The sequence below is a fragment of the Aeromonas sp. s5 genome (assembly GCF_040907865.1).
Taxonomy (GTDB): domain Bacteria; phylum Pseudomonadota; class Gammaproteobacteria; order Enterobacterales; family Aeromonadaceae; genus Aeromonas; species Aeromonas dhakensis.
In genome coordinates, this window is sequence record NZ_JBFOCO010000009.1 from 41519 (window position 1) to 56710 (window position 15192).

General features: G+C 63.4%; 18 protein-coding genes and 1 pseudogene. 10 read left to right on the top strand and 9 right to left on the bottom strand.

Features of this window, described 5'->3' with window-relative positions; translation table 11 throughout:
- Positions 1 to 45: 45 nt before the first annotated feature.
- The 3 genes from AB5Y94_RS06700 to AB5Y94_RS06710 are packed head-to-tail and all read right to left on the bottom strand — an operon-like array spanning position 46 to position 4287.
- Positions 46 to 2859, bottom strand: coding sequence for a M16 family metallopeptidase (locus AB5Y94_RS06700; RefSeq protein WP_368205239.1), 2814 nt, complete (start codon positions 2857 to 2859; stop codon positions 46 to 48).
- 19 nt (positions 2860 to 2878) lie between these two features.
- Complete coding sequence (locus tag AB5Y94_RS06705; protein ID WP_017780238.1) at positions 2879 to 3316, bottom strand: YqaA family protein; 438 nt, start codon at positions 3314 to 3316, stop codon at positions 2879 to 2881.
- Entirely contained in the window at positions 3313 to 4287 is a 975-nt protein-coding gene (locus tag AB5Y94_RS06710; protein ID WP_368205240.1) for an NADP-dependent oxidoreductase, read from the bottom strand. The genes AB5Y94_RS06705 and AB5Y94_RS06710 overlap by 4 nt, the downstream gene beginning before the upstream one ends.
- A gap of 56 nt (positions 4288 to 4343) precedes the next feature.
- Here AB5Y94_RS06710 and AB5Y94_RS06715 point away from each other — a divergent pair, with 56 nt between their 5' ends.
- Positions 4344 to 4511: a hypothetical protein gene (locus tag AB5Y94_RS06715; protein WP_005308905.1), complete on the top strand. Its 168-nt coding sequence runs from the start codon at positions 4344 to 4346 to the stop codon at positions 4509 to 4511.
- Between the two features lie 48 nt (positions 4512 to 4559).
- Here the strand turns inward: AB5Y94_RS06715 and AB5Y94_RS06720 are convergent, their stop codons facing one another.
- Positions 4560 to 5564 (bottom strand): hypothetical protein, encoded by a 1005-nt coding sequence (locus AB5Y94_RS06720; RefSeq protein WP_026141415.1) that lies wholly within the window; start codon positions 5562 to 5564, stop codon positions 4560 to 4562.
- Between the two features lie 274 nt (positions 5565 to 5838).
- On the opposite strand from AB5Y94_RS06720, the gene AB5Y94_RS06725 reads away from it, so the two are divergent.
- On the top strand, positions 5839 to 6117 hold the full coding sequence (locus tag AB5Y94_RS06725; RefSeq protein ID WP_368205241.1) for a hypothetical protein: 279 nt from the start codon (positions 5839 to 5841) through the stop codon (positions 6115 to 6117).
- Positions 6118 to 6135: 18 nt separating this feature from the next.
- Positions 6136 to 6483, top strand: a complete 348-nt coding sequence (locus AB5Y94_RS06730; RefSeq protein ID WP_010635110.1) for a hypothetical protein — start codon at positions 6136 to 6138, stop codon at positions 6481 to 6483.
- Between the two features lie 53 nt (positions 6484 to 6536).
- Here AB5Y94_RS06730 and AB5Y94_RS06735 read toward each other — a convergent pair whose 3' ends face one another.
- The 4 genes from AB5Y94_RS06735 to rpsF all read right to left on the bottom strand — a co-directional run bounded on the left by AB5Y94_RS06735 (position 6537) and on the right by rpsF (position 8525).
- Positions 6537 to 7277 carry a ferredoxin--NADP reductase gene (locus tag AB5Y94_RS06735; protein ID WP_201892560.1) on the bottom strand — a complete coding sequence of 247 codons (741 nt, stop codon included), beginning with the start codon at positions 7275 to 7277 and terminating at the stop codon, positions 6537 to 6539.
- Positions 7278 to 7378: 101 nt separating this feature from the next.
- The gene (gene rplI, locus AB5Y94_RS06740; protein WP_005308892.1) at positions 7379 to 7825 is read right to left on the bottom strand and encodes a 50S ribosomal protein L9; all 447 of its coding nucleotides are present in this window, start codon (positions 7823 to 7825) and stop codon (positions 7379 to 7381) included.
- A 52-nt stretch (positions 7826 to 7877) separates the two neighbouring features.
- Positions 7878 to 8108 carry a 30S ribosomal protein S18 gene (rpsR, locus tag AB5Y94_RS06745; RefSeq protein ID WP_005308890.1) on the bottom strand — a complete coding sequence of 77 codons (231 nt, stop codon included), beginning with the start codon at positions 8106 to 8108 and terminating at the stop codon, positions 7878 to 7880.
- 30 nt (positions 8109 to 8138) lie between these two features.
- On the bottom strand, positions 8139 to 8525 hold the full coding sequence (gene rpsF, locus AB5Y94_RS06750; protein ID WP_005308887.1) for a 30S ribosomal protein S6: 387 nt from the start codon (positions 8523 to 8525) through the stop codon (positions 8139 to 8141).
- A gap of 237 nt (positions 8526 to 8762) precedes the next feature.
- On the opposite strand from rpsF, the gene AB5Y94_RS06755 reads away from it, so the two are divergent.
- Together AB5Y94_RS06755 and AB5Y94_RS06760 are read left to right on the top strand one after the other, a co-directional pair.
- Entirely contained in the window at positions 8763 to 9986 is a 1224-nt protein-coding gene (locus tag AB5Y94_RS06755) for an Nramp family divalent metal transporter (protein ID WP_005308882.1), read from the top strand.
- Positions 9987 to 10053: 67 nt separating this feature from the next.
- Positions 10054 to 10944: a hypothetical protein gene (locus AB5Y94_RS06760; protein WP_368205242.1), complete on the top strand. Its 891-nt coding sequence runs from the start codon at positions 10054 to 10056 to the stop codon at positions 10942 to 10944.
- On the opposite strand, the gene AB5Y94_RS06765 is transcribed toward AB5Y94_RS06760, so the two are convergent.
- On the bottom strand, positions 10935 to 11825 hold the full coding sequence (locus AB5Y94_RS06765; RefSeq protein WP_368205243.1) for a LysR family transcriptional regulator: 891 nt from the start codon (positions 11823 to 11825) through the stop codon (positions 10935 to 10937). The two genes, AB5Y94_RS06760 and AB5Y94_RS06765, sit on opposite strands and share 10 nt — an antisense overlap.
- A 124-nt stretch (positions 11826 to 11949) precedes the next feature.
- On the opposite strand from AB5Y94_RS06765, the gene AB5Y94_RS06770 reads away from it, so the two are divergent.
- The 5 genes and pseudogenes from AB5Y94_RS06770 to AB5Y94_RS06790 all read left to right on the top strand — a co-directional run bounded on the left by AB5Y94_RS06770 (position 11950) and on the right by AB5Y94_RS06790 (position 15184).
- Positions 11950 to 12621 (top strand): SDR family oxidoreductase, encoded by a 672-nt coding sequence (locus AB5Y94_RS06770; protein WP_042051411.1) that lies wholly within the window; start codon positions 11950 to 11952, stop codon positions 12619 to 12621.
- 10 nt (positions 12622 to 12631) lie between these two features.
- Entirely contained in the window at positions 12632 to 13807 is a 1176-nt protein-coding gene (locus AB5Y94_RS06775; RefSeq protein ID WP_201972074.1) for an MFS transporter, read from the top strand.
- A 43-nt stretch (positions 13808 to 13850) separates the two neighbouring features.
- Positions 13851 to 13916, top strand: a pseudogene (locus AB5Y94_RS06780) (hypothetical protein); the annotation flags it as partial.
- Between the two features lie 7 nt (positions 13917 to 13923).
- Positions 13924 to 14301, top strand: coding sequence for a hypothetical protein (locus tag AB5Y94_RS06785; protein ID WP_368205303.1), 378 nt, complete (start codon positions 13924 to 13926; stop codon positions 14299 to 14301).
- A 31-nt stretch (positions 14302 to 14332) separates the two neighbouring features.
- The gene (locus AB5Y94_RS06790; RefSeq protein ID WP_368205301.1) at positions 14333 to 15184 is read left to right on the top strand and encodes a glycine betaine ABC transporter substrate-binding protein; all 852 of its coding nucleotides are present in this window, start codon (positions 14333 to 14335) and stop codon (positions 15182 to 15184) included.
- The last annotated feature ends 8 nt before the right edge of the window (positions 15185 to 15192 follow it).

A 15192-nucleotide genomic window follows, 5' to 3' on the forward strand; every position in this document is an offset into this window, starting at 1 on the left:
TGTGGCCGCCCCACAGGGGGGCGGCACTATTTTTATGTAGCGCCCTCAGGGCAGCTGCAGCGGATAGATGGGAAGATGAAGCTCCTGCAGGGGTTTTTCAAGCTTTTGCTTGTCCCCCACCACCACAATCACCATCTCGGCCGGGTCGAGCCAGCGTGCCGCACTGGCCTTGAGCGTCTCGGCCGACACCGTCTTGATCAGGCTGTTCTGGGCCTGCACATAGTCCGGCTTCAGGTCGTACATGATCATCTGCAGCAGGAAGCCCGCCTTCTGGCCAAGCGTCTCGTAAGAGAGCGCATCCTGCTGGGAGACGGCGCTGCGCATATAGGCGAGCTCGACCGGGGTCGGCCCGCTATTGCGGTAGTTGTCCATCTCCTTGAGGAACTGGCGGATGGCATCCACGGTCGCATCGGCCCGCACGTTGGCGCCGGTGGCGAAGGTACCCACCTCCCGGTTGGCGGAGAAGCCCGAGCTGGCCCCATAGGTATAGCCCTTGTCTTCCCGCAGGTTGAGGTTGATGCGGCTGTTGAAGTTGCCGCCCAGGTTGAAGTTCATCAGCCCGGCGGTGAAGTAGTCACCCGTGGTATCGAACGGCATGGCGCGGCGGCCGATGCGGATCACCGACTGAGGCGCCCCCGGCTTGTCCACCAGATAGATACCCGGCTTGGCCTGCTCGCCTTCGGGCTTGAGGCTGCCAAGGGAGGGCGCTGCCCCCTTCCACTGGGTCAGGAAGCCGAGTTGATCCTCCACCTGGGACTGGGTCACGTCACCCACCACTACCACCTTGGCGTTGGTCGGGTTGTAGTAGTTCTGGTAGAAGCGCTTCACGTCCGCCAGGGTCAGCTTCTCCACATCGGCCAGCACGCCGTCACCCGGCTGACCGAGACGGTTCTGCTTGCCGTAGATCAGCTCGCGGAAGGCCTGACCGGCCAGCCACTCGGGTTGCTGCTCGCTCTGTTTCATCCCCTGCAGCATCTGCGCCTTGACCCGCTCGAAGTCGGCCTCGCGCATGCCGGGCCGCTCATACACCTCGCGCACCAGCGCCAGGGTCTGTGGCAGCTTGTCGGCCAGGCTGCTGATGGTGACCAGGTTGTTGTACTGGGCGCTGGAGACGCTGACGCTGGAGCCGAGCTTTTGCAGCTCGTCGCTGAGCTGGGCCTCGGTCAGACGCACCGAGCCCTGCCCCATCATGCTGGCGGTGAGGCTGGCCAGCCCCAACTCGCCCTTGCCTTCGGCCCGCATGCCGCCCGGCAGGGCGACCATGATGGAAACCGCAGGGATCTCGTCGCTCTGGGTGCCGATGATCTCGATCCCCTTGTCGAGCTTGCCGTGCCAGATGGCGGGCACCTTGACGCTCACCGCATCGGCCGCCTTGGGCTGCACGCTGCGATCGAAGTCGTCTTTCACCGGCCGCTCGGCCAGCACCTTGTCATGCTTGGCGTAATCCGGCAGCTCGCGCTTGGCCGGGGTAAAGTTGGGCTTGGCGGCCTGCCAGTCGTGCTTGCCTTTGGGCACCACGCTCAGCACCACCGCCGGCTTGTTCAGGATGAACTTGTCGTAGGCAGCCTTGACCTGCTCCGGCGTCACCTTGCCGATGGCGTCCAGGCTCTTGAACACATAGTTGGGATCCTGGGCGAACACCTGGCCCATGGCGAGCTGGCTCACCTTGCCGGAGACGCTGTCCAGACCCCAGATGGCCGAGGCACGATAGCTGTTGATCGCCTTCTCCAGATCCTCCGGCTTGAGGCCGCGACCGGCGAACTCGCCGATCACCTTGTCCACCTCGCTCTTGAGGGTCTTCAGGCTGCCATCCACCGCCGGGTTGGGATAGGCGTAGACGGTGAGGGTGCAGGCCAGCTCCTCGCAGTAGTGGGAGGCCCCCGCATCAATAGCCTTGCCACTCTTGACCAGCGACTGGTAGAGCATGGAGCTGGCGGAGCCGCCCAGCACGTCGGCGAACATGTCGAGCGCCGGCTCCTGCGGATCGCCAAGGGACACGGTCGGGTAGCTGATGTAGAGCAGCGGCAGGTGCACCTTGTCCTCGAGCGTCACGTAGCGGGTCTCGGGCAGGGTCACCGGCTCGGGGGTCGGCTCGGCCACCTCGGGTCCACGCGGGATCGGGCCGAAGTACTTCTCAATCCAGGCCAGCGCCTGCTTGGTGTCGAAGTCGCCGCCCAGGGTCAGGGTGGCGTTGTTGGGGCCGTACCAGCGCAGGAAGAACTGCTTGAGGTCGTTGACGTCGACCCGATCGAGATCTTCCACATAGCCGATGGGCTGCCAGGAGTAGGGGTGGGTGCGCGGGTAGAGCGCCTCCCCCACCTTCTCGCTCACCAGACCGTAAGGCTGGTTGTCGATGCGCTGGGCCCGCTCGTTCTTGACGGTGGCACGCTGGATCTCGAACTTCTTCTGGCTCACCGCATCGAGCAAGAAGCCCATGCGGTCGGCCTCGAGCCACAGCACCTTCTCCAGCTGGTTGGCCGGGACGGTCTCGTAGTAGTTGGTGCGGTCCTTGTTGGTGGTGCCGTTCATGTCGCCACCGGCCTCGTTGATGATCCGCATGTGCTCCTGATCCCCCACGTGCTTGGAGCCCTGGAACATCATGTGCTCGAAGAAGTGGGCGAATCCGGACTTGCCCACCTGCTCGCGGGCCGAGCCCACGTGATAGGTGACGTCCAGGTGCACCAGGGGATCGGATCGGTCGGGCGCCAGAATGACGGTCAGGCCGTTGTCCAGCTTGTACATCTGGTAGGGAATGCCGAGCTTGCCCTCTTCCTTGACCTGTTCCGACACCAGAGTGGGTGCCGCCAGCACGGGCAGGGAGAGGCCCAGAAGCATGCTTAATGGAATGAATTTGTTCACGGTTACCTCGTGAGTGAAGCTAGAAGATCTGCCTGGCCAGCAGAAAGACCAGGGCATAACGGAACAATTTGCCGAGCCCGATGAGAATGAGAGAGCGCCAGAAGGAGAGGCGCAGCCAGCCGGCCAGCAGACAGAGACCATCGCCGACCACAGGCGTCCAGGCCAGCAGCAGACACCAGTGGCCATGTTGTTTGAGCCAGCCGAGGGCTTTTTGTTCCCCACGGCCTTGAAAATCTTCCGGTTTTTTCTTGAAGGTGGCGAGCCAGCCGAGCCACCAGGTGGTCATGGAGCCGAGGGTATTGCCCAGCGTCGCCCACAGCAGCAGGCTGGCCATGCTCCACTCCCCCTTGGTCGCCATGGCCCCCAGCAGCACTTCCGAGCTGCCGGGCAGCAAGGTGGCGGAGGTGAAGGCGCTCAGAAACAGCCAGCCAAGCCCCAGCTCGGTGATGCCGTTCATCCGGCCAGCTCATCCGCGGCGGGCATCCGCAGCAGCAGCTTGCCGCGCACGTGGCCCTGCTCGATGGCCTGATGGGCCAGGGCCCCTTCCGCCAGCGGGAATTCGCCGGAGACGGTGATCTGCACCTCCCCCTGACGCAGCAGGATCAGCATCTGGCTCAACTGCTGGCGGTCAGGATGCACCAGCATGCCGAGCACCTCGATGGCGCTGCCGGCCGCGGCATCCTTGATCTGCTGGGCGGTGATGGTGGGTACCGTCACCAGCCGGCCGCCCGGCTTGACGCAGGCCAGCGCCGCCTGGCCGCTCTCGCCACCCACCAGATCCAGCACCAGATCGACCGGACCGTCAGCCACCACCTGGGCGGCCCAGTCTGCATGGTGGTAATCCACCATCTTGCTGGCCCCCAGCGCGTGCAGGAAGCTGTGGTTGTCACCGCTCGCCGTCGCCACCACCTCGGCGCCATAGGCGCTGGCAAACTGCACCGCCAGATGGCCGACGCCGCCGGCGCCGGCCAGGATCAACACCCGTTGCCCCGCCTTGAGGGCGCCGTGCTCGAACAGCCCCTGCCAGGCGGTGAGGCCCGCCAGCGGCAGCGCCGCCCCCTGTCTGAGGCCAATATCCTCCAGCCTGACCAGCTCCTCCTCGCGCGCCACCACGGACTCGCCGTAGCCGCCGGCGGCGAGGGGAAAGCCCACCATGCCGCATACCCTGTCCCCCTCGGCCAGCGAGTCGACACCAGGGCCGACCTTCTCGACCACGCCGGCCACGTCATAGCCCGGCGTCCAGGGCAGCTTCTCCTTGTTTTGCGCCGCCGCCCAGCCGAGGCCGGCCCGGGTCTTGGCATCGATGGGGTTGACCCCCGCAAAGCAGATGCGCACCCGCACTTCGCCCTCGGCAGGCACCTTGTCCTGGGAAGGGTTGAGCCTGAGTACCGAGGGGGCGCCGAATGCGGTAATCTGTAGCTGCGTCATTGCACAATCCATCCTGTTGATTGATCAAGGGTCAACAGAATAACAGCGAGGACACCATGGCTCGAATGTTTCTTATTCCTCTGTTGCTGGCCCTGGGGTGGTGGGCGTTTCTGCTCTACTTCCGCATCCCGCTCAAGCAGGGGGCCAAGGGGTTTTACTGGATCATCGGCATCGGTGGCGGACTGGCCGCCTTCCTCAGCCTGATGATGGTGCTGACCCACTAGCACAGCTCCCGCGCGCAATAAAAAGGCCACCCCGAGGTGGCCTGATGATCAACTTCCTTGCGAACTGAGATGGTAGTGGCGGTTGCTGCCCTGCCCCAGCACGCCCTGGGCCAGCAGATGCTGGAACACCCGATCCACCTCCTCCAGCGACAACGATAGCGCCTGTGCGACGCTGCGCTTGCTGCACTTGAGCTCGCCACTCTCCAGCGCACTGCGCACCTGCTCCACCACCTCTGGCTCGGGCTCCGGCCGGCCGGGCAACTGCTGTGCCATGGCAGCGGCCTCCGCCTGCTGCAGCACGATCTGTTCCCTCTCGCGATCCCGCTGCCACAGCCAGCTGCGGCGAAAGCGGTTCTCCTCGCCGATCAGACTGACGAAGAAGGCGCCGAACACGTCGAGCAGCACCGAAAGGAAGCAGACCAGCAGAAACTGCACCTGGCTGATGCTCATGCCCACCCCGTCCGCCAGGCTGCTCATCAGCCCCAGCATGGAGGATTGTTCGTTGACGGGCTTGGCGTCGCGCTCCTGGCGCAGCTCGTCCTGGCGCAGCCTGAGCTTGGTGTTGGCCTGTTGCAGGCCGCTGACGCCGCTGGAGATGCGCGCCATCTCGATATACTTGCGGGCCGCCTCCTCGTTGAGCTGGATCTGCCGCTCTATGCTGGCGATCTGCTCGTCGAAGCGGGCGATCTCCCGCTCATGGCGCGCCTGCTGGTTGAGGATGGTGTTGGTGGCGCTGTTGATGCCGCCTATGCTGCCGCCGATGGAGATGGCGGCAAGCACGCTGTAGAACAGCAGCGACCAGAAGGCCCCGCCCAGATCGCGACGCGCCTTGCATTCCCCGTATTCATACCAGACGTAGAACTTGCCCAGTTCGAAGATGATGGCCAGGCCACCGAACAGCCACTTCATCAGGGGATTCTCGTCGATGGAGAGAAACAGCAGCAGGGAGAAGACAATGGAGGCCAGAATGGCCAAGCCGGTAAAACTGTACACCGTGGTCAGTGCGAACCACCCCTTGGGGTAGCGCAGCACGGCAGAAGCCTGTGTTGTCATGAGAAAGCGGGCGCGATATGCAGGAAAAGTTGGCTGCCGATTATAGTCAGCAGACTCCTCGAGAGAAGGACAATCACCATAATTGCACCAGATCCTTGGTCAGCTGCCCAGAGTGCGACCAAAACGGACAAATCGACCGCAAAAAGTCGATACACTCACTGCCGACTCTCGTAGCATGGGAGATTGAGCCTGATTCTGCCCGGATTCAGCAAGACTGGCATACACTGACCCGCAACAACCAACCACCGAGGCCACAATGAACCGAACGACTAGCTTGTTACTGCCCCTGCTTCTGGTTGCCGGCGCCGCGCTGGCAGCACCGCAGTATGAGGAGGAAGGTGGTACGGCATTTTCCGTCGATGCACTAACCTTCAACCAGGACTGGGATGACAAGCAATTTGGCTGGTCATCGACCAACTGCTTCGAGCCGGGAGTGAACGATGGCACCCAGACGCCATGCCGGGAAAGCAGGGTCAGCTTCGACGATGAAGAGCACCGCAATGATCCCCCCGGCAGCAACCAGATGCCCGCCACCCAGGGCACCGGCCAGTAACCAAGGAGAACTTTCGTCATGACTCATTCAACCATGTTCAACAAAGGCGCCCTGCTGCTCTCCCTGTTGCTGGCCAACGGGGTTGCCTTTGCCGCCCCACCCCACTCCAAGGATGGCGATGGCATCCGGCTCTCCACCGACAACATCAAGCTGAACGTCGACTGGGATGACAAGGAGTACGACTGGTGGCAGCACAACTGCCTGGATCTCGGCATCGGTGACAGCCGCATCAAGCTCAACTGCGACAAGATCGACGGCAAGTACCGGGATCACTACAACCGCAGCATCCATAGCGGCAACAACCCGGGGCAGGGACATGACAAGTTCAAAGAAAAAGACAAGGGCCACGGCAACAAGAAGCACTAATCTGACTGCCGTCGAGCATGAACAAGGGGCCCATGGCCCCTTGTTCGCTTTTCCTACCAGTAATTCTCGGCACTGATGTTGCCGGGGGCCCGCCGCAGGTTCTTGGCCAACCCCAATGACAACAGGGTCTGCTGGGTCTCCTTCACCATGGCCGGGTTGCCGCAGATCAGCACCTGGCTCAGCGCGGGAGAAAATTCCAGCCCCACTCGCGCCTGTAGGCGACCATCGGCGATGGCCGCCGGGATCCGCCCCTCCATCGCTCCGGGCCAGCTTTCACGGCTGACGAAGGGGACGTAGCGAAAACGCTCGCCATGACGCTCGGCAAAGCTCGCTATCAGATCCCGATAGCTCAGCTCCTCCCCCTTGCGGACCCCGTGCACTAGCACCAGATTCTCGAAACGGGCAAAGGCTTCCCCGTCCGCCAGCATGGAGAGAAAGGGGCCGATGGCGGTCCCGGTGGAGAGCAGCCAGAGATCGCGCCCGGCCGGCACCTCGTCCAGGGTGAGAAAACCGGTCGCCAGGGATTGCACCAGCAGGCTGTCGCCCGCCCGCAGGGAACCCAGGGTCGGAGTCAGCTCCCCATCGGGGATCTCGACGAAATAGAACTCGTGGTAGGGAGTCGAAGGCGGATTGACGAAGGAGTAGGCCCGCTGGACGCGGCGATCGCCCTGCTCGAGGGCCAGTTTGGTGAATTGCCCCGCCTTGTAGGGGGCCAGCTCGGCCGCCACACGCAGGGAGAACAGGGTGGGTGTCCACTCGATGCGTTCAAGGACGCGACCTTCGACCCAGGCCATAGGGATCTCCTCCAGAGGAACAGGTCTTTACTCTACCCCCGGGCCTGAAAATAAAAAACCCGCGCAAGTGCGCGGGTTTTTTCTGCAAAAGCGAATCGCTATTACAGGGCAACAACCTGGATCTGTACGGTTGCTTTAACGTCAGCGTGCAGCTGAACAGCAACTTCGTAGTCACCGGTGTTACGCAGAACGTTGCCCATGCGGACTTCGCTCTTGGCAACGGCTACGCCGGCAGCAGTGATGGCTTCAGCCACGTCACGGGTACCGATGGAACCGAACAGCTTGCCTTCGTCGCCAGACTTGGAAGCGATAACCACGGTAGCCAGTTCGGCCAGCTTGGCAGCACGCTCTTCAGCAGCAGCTTTGTTGGCAGCCAGTTTGGCTTCCAGCTCAGCGCGACGAGCACCGAAAGCTTCGATGTTGGCCTTGGTGGCCATAACAGCTTTGCCTTGCGGGATCAGGAAGTTACGGGCGTAACCAGCTTTCACGGAAACTTGGTCACCCAGACCGCCCAGTTTGGCGATTTTGTCGAGCAGGATAACTTGCATTACCTTTCCTCTATAAATTTCGTTGAGTTAGGCTTAAGTGCCGGACCGATTCTTACTTGTTGTGCAGATCGGTGTACGGCAGCAGAGCCAGGTAACGAGCACGCTTGATGGCGCGTGCCAGCTGACGCTGATACTTGGCGCGGGTACCGGTGATACGGCTCGGTACGATCTTGCCAGATTCAGTGATGTAGTTTTTCAGAGTAACGATATCTTTGTAGTCGATCTCGGTAACGTTCTCGGCGGTGAAGCGGCAGAACTTACGACGACGGAAATAACGTGCCATGGCCTTTATCCTCTAGTCAGTGATCCAGAATTACTCTTCGGAAGCAGCTTCAGTAGCTTCTTCGCGGCGCTCGTCGTCACGACGGGTGAAGCGCTCTTCCTTGGCCTTGGCCATCGGAGAAACTTCAGTCACGGCGTGCTTGGTGCGCATGATCATGTTGCGGATAACGGCATCGTTGAAGCGGAAGTTGGTTTCCAGCTCATCGATAACGGCTTGCTCTGCTTCTACGTTCATCAGAACGTAGTGGGCTTTGTGCAGTTTGTCGATCGGGTAAGCCAGCTGACGACGGCCCCAATCTTCCAGGCGATGAATGGTACCACCGGAGGTGGTGATGGCGCCGGTGTAACGCTCGATCATGCCAGGTACTTGCTCGCTCTGGTCCGGATGAACCATGAAGACGATTTCGTAATGACGCATTTTAGCTCCTTACGGATTAATTCAGCCTCCGCCCAGGTGCAGCCAGACCTCGGAGGCAAGGAACATAATGGTGTTTAGACGCTGCTTTTCTAGGGCGGCGTATTGTACGAAATCCCATCCTTCACTGCAACCAGCCACCGCCGATGTTTTTATCTATGGGAACAATACAAAACATCAATTGATAATAATTATCATTTAGATCTATTCTATCTCCATGCACTTATGGAGGCTGATACCATGCAACCCGCGCTGACCACGGCCATCCCGGCCCGCAAATTCAAACTGACCCTGCTCGGGCCGGCCTTTATCGCCGCCATCGGCTACATAGATCCGGGCAACTTCGCCACCAACATTCAGGCCGGCTCCACCTTCGGCTACCAGCTGCTGTGGGTCGTAGTGTGGGCCAACCTGATGGCCATGCTGGTGCAGACTCTCTCGGCCAAGCTCGGCATCGTCACCGGCAAGAACCTGGCGGAACACATTCGCGACCGACTGCCCAAGCCGGCGGTCTGGGCCTACTGGGTGCAGGCGGAGATCATCGCCATGGCCACCGATCTGGCCGAATTCATCGGGGCCGCGGTCGGCTTCAAGCTGCTGCTCGGCGTCACCCTGCTGGAAGGGGCCGGCATCACCGCCGTGGTCACCTGGGGGATCCTGATGCTGCAGTCCCGCGGCCAGAAACCGCTGGAGTTCGTGGTGGGCGGCCTGCTGCTGTTCGTGGCGGCGGCCTACATCGTCGAGCTGGTGTTCTCCCGCCCCCATCTGCCGAGCCTGCTGGAGGGCGCCCTCTTCCCCGGCCTGCCCAACAGCGACGCCGTCTATCTGGCGGCCGGGGTGCTCGGCGCCACCGTGATGCCCCACGTCATCTACCTGCATTCGGCACTGACCCAGCACACCCAGGATCAGGGCTCGGTTCCCCAGCGGCTGCACACCACCCGGGTCGACGTGGCCATCGCCATGACCATCGCCGGCTTCGTCAACCTGGCCATGATGGCCATGGCCGCGGCCGCCTTCCACAGCTCCGGCAACCAGCAGGTGGCCGAGCTGGAGTCCGCCTACCAGACCCTGACCCCGCTGCTGGGCCAGGCGGCCGCCACCCTGTTCGGCCTCTCGCTGGTCGCCTCCGGTATCAGCTCCACCGTGGTGGGCACGCTGGCCGGCCAAGTGGTGATGCAGGGCTTCGTGCGCTTCACCATCCCGCTCTGGCTGCGCCGCGCCATCACCATGGCCCCCGCCTTCGTGGTGATCGCCATGGGCCTCAACACCACCGAAATTCTGGTGCTGAGCCAGGTGGTGCTGAGCTTCGGCATCGCGCTGGCCCTGATCCCGCTGCTGATATTGACCGGCGATCGCGCCCTGATGGGGGAGTATCGCAACCACCCGGTGACCCAGGCGCTCGGCCGCCTCATCGTCGCCCTGGTGATCGGGCTCAACGCCTACCTGCTGGTCGCCATGATCTAGCACTCATCATCCTGCCTCCGGACCGGCTCATTAACCGAGGTTAATGAGCCGGTCTGCGCTTTGACGTATGCTGGCGGCTCTCTTCCTCTTCGATCTGCGGGAGCCATCCATGTCACATACCCGAGCCAGCTTCGTGCTGGGCCACCATCAGGAGCAGGCCAGCGTCATCAGCTGCCAGAGCGGCGACACCAGCCTGCTGGTCACCGACCTCACCCCCTTTCATCCCCAGAGCCACCTCTGGCCCGATCAGCCGGGTGACGTGGGCACAGTGCGCTGGGAGGGTGGCGACGCGGCCGTCGGCCCCTGCCGCATGGGGGCCATCAGCCCGGATGGGGAGCTGTTCGTCGACCAGGCGATCCCGGTCAAGCGGGGCGCGGAAGGGTGGCGTTTCGTGGTGGTGCACCCGCTGGCCGGCCACTGTGCGCTGCCGGAGGGCAGTCAGGTGACGCTGCAAGTGGATGCCGAGGCCCGTCACGCCCTGAGCCTGGGCCACAGCGGCTGCCACCTGGCGGCACTGGCGCTCAACCGGGCGCTGATGCCTTACTGGCGCAAGGAGGTGAGCGAGCGGGACGCGCTGGATCAGCCGGACTTCGACCGCCTTGCCATCCAGACCTCGCGGGTCGAGCCCATGGGTTCGCGCGAGCAGTACCGGATCGGCAAGAGCCTGCGCAAGAAGGGGGTCAACAGTGAGGCCCTGCTGGCGGATCTGGCTCAGATTGAAGCGCAAATCAATTGCCAGCTGACCGACTGGCTGGCAACCGGAGGCGAGATCCGCCGCAGCCGGGCCGGCGAGTCGATCATCGACTCCCGTTACTGGCACTGCCCGCTGGAAGGGCAGGAGGTCACCATCCCCTGCGGCGGCACCCATGTGGCCACGCTGGCCGAGCTGGGACGGATCGAGACAGTCCTCACCGCCGATGCAGAGGGGTTTGTCATGATGACCCGGGTCTACCCCTGAGGGCGTCCGAACTCGGCGACCAGCGCGTCGATCAGGGCGCGCACCCGGCGCGGCTGATGCCGCCCGGAGGGGTAGACGATCTGCAGCCGTGATGCCGGGGCGGCGAACTCGGGCAGGAGCTCCACCAGGCGGCCACGGGTCAGATCCTCCCCCACATCCCAGCGGGACTTGAGGCAGATCCCCTCCCCCTGCAGGCACCACTGGCGCACCAGATAACCGTTGTTACTGATGCGCCGCCCCTGCACCATCACCCGCTTCACCACACCCTCGACCTGAAAAGACCACCAGCGCTCCGGATGTTCTCCGAAACGCATCAGCAGGCAATCATGATCGGCAAGCTCTTCCGGATGACGGGGCTCCCCCTTGCGCGCCAGGTAGGCGGGTGAGGCACAGACGATCCGGCGGTTCTCCCCCAGCGAAAGGGTGCGCAGTGTGCTGTCGGCCAGCTCTCCGTAGCGAAGGGCCAGATCGATCCCCTGCCCCACCAGATCCAGATAGCCGTCGGTCAGGTTGAGATCCAGCGTGATCCCCGGGTGTTGTGCCATGAAGCGATCGAGCAGCGGCACCAGCCGGCTGATCCCCAGATCATGAGGGGCGCTGATGCGCAGCAACCCGTTCATTTCGTCCCCGCCATCGCGCAGACGGCGCTTGAGCCCCTCGGCCTGGGCCAGCAGATGGCGCCCCTCCTCCAGCAACAGGCGCCCCTCTTCGGTGAGGCTGATGGAGCGAGTGGTTCTGCTGAGCAGGGTCGTACCGTAGTAGCGTTCCAGGGAGGCCAGCCGCTCCGAGACGGTTGCCGGGGAGAAACCCAGCTCACGCCCCGCGGCGGCCATCCCCCCTTTTTCCACTATGACCAGGAACAGATTGAGGTTCTCGAGCATGATTGTATTGATAATCCGAATTATGTTTTAGATTTTGCGGCAATTATCAAAATACACCGTAACATCTATCTTCTCCAGCAGACACAGGCGCGGATCCCCCGCCGTCTCAGAGAGGAACATTGCCATGGCATTTCATCAACATACCCTGTCCCTTGTCATCGGTGGCCACACAGGTATCGGCCGCGCCGTCGCCGATGCCCTGCGCCAGCGCCCCGGTCAGGTCATCGTCGCCAGCCGCAAGAGCGGCCTGGATATCACGGACCAGACCTCCATCGATAACCTCTTGACCGATCTGGGCCAGCTGGATCACCTGGTCATCACCGCCGGTTCCCAGGCGCCTGGTGGGCCGCTGCTCGAGCTGGATCTCACGGCGGCCAAGGCGGCCTTCGACACCAAGTTCTGGGGCACTCTGGCGGTCATTCGCAGCCTTGCCCCGTATATGGCCCCCGGCGGCACCATCACCCTCACCACAGGGTTCCTGGCCCGCAAGACAGTGCCCGGCACCTTGGTCAAGACCACCATGAATGCCGCGCTCGAGGCCGCCGCCAGGCTGCTCGCCCGTGAGCTGGCCCCCATCCGGGTCAACGTGGTCAGTCCGGGGCTGACCGATACCGAGGCCTACGCCGCCATGGCGCCCGAGGCGCGAGAGGCCATGCTGGGCCGGGCAGCCGCCAGCCTGCCGGCCGGTCGGCACGGCCGCGCCGAAGATCTTGCCGCCGGCTATCTGCTGGCCATCGACAACCCCTTCATGACCGGCGCCACCATAGATATCGATGGTGGCGCCCTGATCAACTGAGGAGATGAGCATGAAAGAGCCCAACACGCTCCCGGCCCGGATCTGGATCCTGACCCTGAGTGCCTTTGCCATCGGCACCGCGGAGTTCCTGATCGCCGGCATCCTGCCCCAGGTGGCTGAATCGCTGGGGGTCACCACGGGCCAGGCGGGCAACCTCATCACCGCCTATGCCCTGGCCATCGTCTTTGGCGGCCCGCTGCTCACCCTCTGGCTGGCCCGCTTCGAGAAACGCCGTGTCCTGCTGGCACTGATGGTGCTGTTTGTGGTCGCCAACCTGATCGCGGCCTTCAGCACCGACTACGTCACCCTGATAGTGAGCCGCATCCTGGCCGGCCTGACCCAGGGCCCCTTCTATGGCATAGGTGCCGTGGTCGCCACCCGCATGGTGAGCGACAAGATGGCGGGCCGCGCCGTCGGCCAGATGTTTGCGGGCCTGACCCTGGCCAACGTGCTGGGCGTGCCGGCGGGTGCCTGGATAGGCAACGCCTTCGACTGGCATACCACCTTCCTGGTGGTCGCCGGGCTGGGTCTGCTCTCCATGCTGGCCATCGCCCTCGTCATCGAGCGCCAACCCAGGGAGAACGCCACCTCCATCAGCCAGCAGCTTGCCGCCTTCCGCAGTTGGAACCTGCTGGCCAGCCTGCTCTTTACCGTACTGGGCTGGGCCGGCTTCATGACCCTCTATGGCTACATAGCGCCGCTGGCAGAAGAGGTGGCTGGTTTCGAACGTTCGGCCATCACAGGCGTGCTGGTGGTCGTCGGGCTGGGCCTGGTGCTGGGCAACAACATCGGCGGGCACAGCGCCGACCGTAATCTGCGGCGCTCCCTGCTGGTGTGGCCACTGCTGACCATTCTGGCCCTGCTGCTGGTCGGCGTGGTGGAGCACTACACATGGCCTTTCCTGATCGCCACCTTCCTGTTTGGTGTGGCCACCTTCGCCAATCTGCCCGCCATGCAGATGCGGGTGATGAAATATGGCCGGCAGGCCCCGGAGCTGGCGGCCACCGCCAACATCTCGGCGTTCAACATCGCCAACGCCTTGGGCGGAGTGATCGGTGGCGCCGTTGTCGACAGCCAGCTGGGACCGGCAGCCCTCCCCTTCTTCGCGGCGCTGGTACCGGCCCTGGGACTGCTGTTCATTCTGACCCAGGAGCGAAGAGGCCGGCCAAGGGCCCTGGCCTGCTAGGCGACGACCCCTTCACCCGCATTCCGAGCCGACAGGAGGCCATATGACCATACATGCCATCGACCACGTCACGCTTCGCACGGATCAGCTGGAGCAGACCATAGCGTTTTATCGCGATGCCATCGGCCTGCAGGAAGGGGGGCGGCCCCCCCTTTCCTTTTCCGGGTTGCTGGCTCTACGCAGGAGGGCGCCCCCTGCTGCACATCGTCGCCAACACCCAGGGCGAGGGACTGACCGACTATCTGGGGAAACGGGAGACGGAGCAAGGCAGCGGCTGCATCGATCACATCTCGCTGAGCGCCTCGGATCCTGTAGAGACGCAGGCTCGCCTGCTGCGACTGGAGGTGCCCTTCGTCAGACGGGTCATCCCGGAGCGCAACGAGCTGCAGCTCTTTCTGAGGGATAACAACGGGGTGCCGGTCGAGTTGCTCTTCACCCAGACGGACATAGACCAGCACGACAACCCGCCGACCGGGGGAGATAGGGATGAGTAACAGACGACATTTCATCAAAAGCGCGATTGCCATGGGCACCCTGGCAGTGGCGGGGCGGGCCTTGGCAAGCCCTCGCTCCCCCTCAGGCCTGGGCGCTGGCACCCAGCTCAGGCTCGGCATCACGGATCTCTCATTCCACCGCATGGCCGGGGCCCTGGTGACTGCCGTTCTGGAGCAGCGGGGCTACCGGGTCACCCGCAGCCACGCCCCCCATGAGGCCAATTTTGAACGGCTCGCCAACGGCGAGATCGATCTGCTGGCCTCCGCCTGGCTGCCTGCCAGCCACGGCATCTACAAAGCCGAGGTCGAGAAGCGGGTGGCCGTGCGTGAGCTGGGGCTGCACTACCAGCCCTATGCCCTGTGGGGCGTCCCGGAGTATGTTCCCGTCGATCAGGTGGCCGAGGTCGCCGACCTGCTGCGCCCCGAGGTGAGACGGCGCATGACCCCGCAGATCCAGGGGATCGGGCCGGGGGCTGGCATCAGCCGCTTCTCGCGGGAGATCATGAAGGTGTACGGGCTCGAGCAGGCGGGTTACCGCTTCCTGAACGGGACACAGGAGCAGTGTCTGGCCGCCTTTGAGCAAGCCGTGGCCGAGCAACGCTGGGTCATAGTGCCCCTGTGGCGCCCCCAGTTCCTGCACGCCATCCACCCCATCCGTGAGTTGAAAGAACCCGGGGGGCTGCTGGGTGGGGTTGACAGGGCCGTGCTGCTGATACGGGAGGATCGCCTGGACAGACTGGACGACGCCACCCTCACAGCGCTGGACAAGCTGCGTTTTGGCAACGAGCTGATAGAGCGCCTCGACTATCGGGTCAGCCGGCTCGGCGAGCCCCTCGACCGGGTCGCCCGGGAAGCTATTGCCGCCTTGCAGCAACCAGCCTGATGTCGCCG

Bases quoted from the DNA above. Each gene is read 5' to 3' on its own strand.
- AB5Y94_RS06705 (WP_017780238.1), bottom strand. From the start codon at position 3,316: ATGAACGGCATCACCGAGCTGGGGCTTGGCTGGCTGTTTCTGAGCGCC.
- AB5Y94_RS06710 (WP_368205240.1), bottom strand. From the start codon at position 4,287: ATGACGCAGCTACAGATTACCGCATTCGGCGCCCCCTCGGTACTCAGG.
- AB5Y94_RS06715 (WP_005308905.1), top strand. From the start codon at position 4,344: ATGGCTCGAATGTTTCTTATTCCTCTGTTGCTGGCCCTGGGGTGGTGG.
- AB5Y94_RS06720 (WP_026141415.1), bottom strand. From the start codon at position 5,564: ATGACAACACAGGCTTCTGCCGTGCTGCGCTACCCCAAGGGGTGGTTC.
- AB5Y94_RS06730 (WP_010635110.1), top strand. From the start codon at position 6,136: ATGACTCATTCAACCATGTTCAACAAAGGCGCCCTGCTGCTCTCCCTG.
- AB5Y94_RS06735 (WP_201892560.1), bottom strand. From the start codon at position 7,277: ATGGCCTGGGTCGAAGGTCGCGTCCTTGAACGCATCGAGTGGACACCC.
- rplI (WP_005308892.1), bottom strand. From the start codon at position 7,825: ATGCAAGTTATCCTGCTCGACAAAATCGCCAAACTGGGCGGTCTGGGT.
- rpsR (WP_005308890.1), bottom strand. From the start codon at position 8,108: ATGGCACGTTATTTCCGTCGTCGTAAGTTCTGCCGCTTCACCGCCGAG.
- rpsF (WP_005308887.1), bottom strand. From the start codon at position 8,525: ATGCGTCATTACGAAATCGTCTTCATGGTTCATCCGGACCAGAGCGAG.
- AB5Y94_RS06755 (WP_005308882.1), top strand. From the start codon at position 8,763: ATGCAACCCGCGCTGACCACGGCCATCCCGGCCCGCAAATTCAAACTG.
- AB5Y94_RS06760 (WP_368205242.1), top strand. From the start codon at position 10,054: ATGCTGGCGGCTCTCTTCCTCTTCGATCTGCGGGAGCCATCCATGTCA.
- AB5Y94_RS06765 (WP_368205243.1), bottom strand. From the start codon at position 11,825: ATGCTCGAGAACCTCAATCTGTTCCTGGTCATAGTGGAAAAAGGGGGG.
- AB5Y94_RS06770 (WP_042051411.1), top strand. From the start codon at position 11,950: ATGGCATTTCATCAACATACCCTGTCCCTTGTCATCGGTGGCCACACA.
- AB5Y94_RS06775 (WP_201972074.1), top strand. From the start codon at position 12,632: ATGAAAGAGCCCAACACGCTCCCGGCCCGGATCTGGATCCTGACCCTG.
- AB5Y94_RS06785 (WP_368205303.1), top strand. From the start codon at position 13,924: ATGCCATCGGCCTGCAGGAAGGGGGGCGGCCCCCCCTTTCCTTTTCCG.
- AB5Y94_RS06790 (WP_368205301.1), top strand. From the start codon at position 14,333: ATGGGCACCCTGGCAGTGGCGGGGCGGGCCTTGGCAAGCCCTCGCTCC.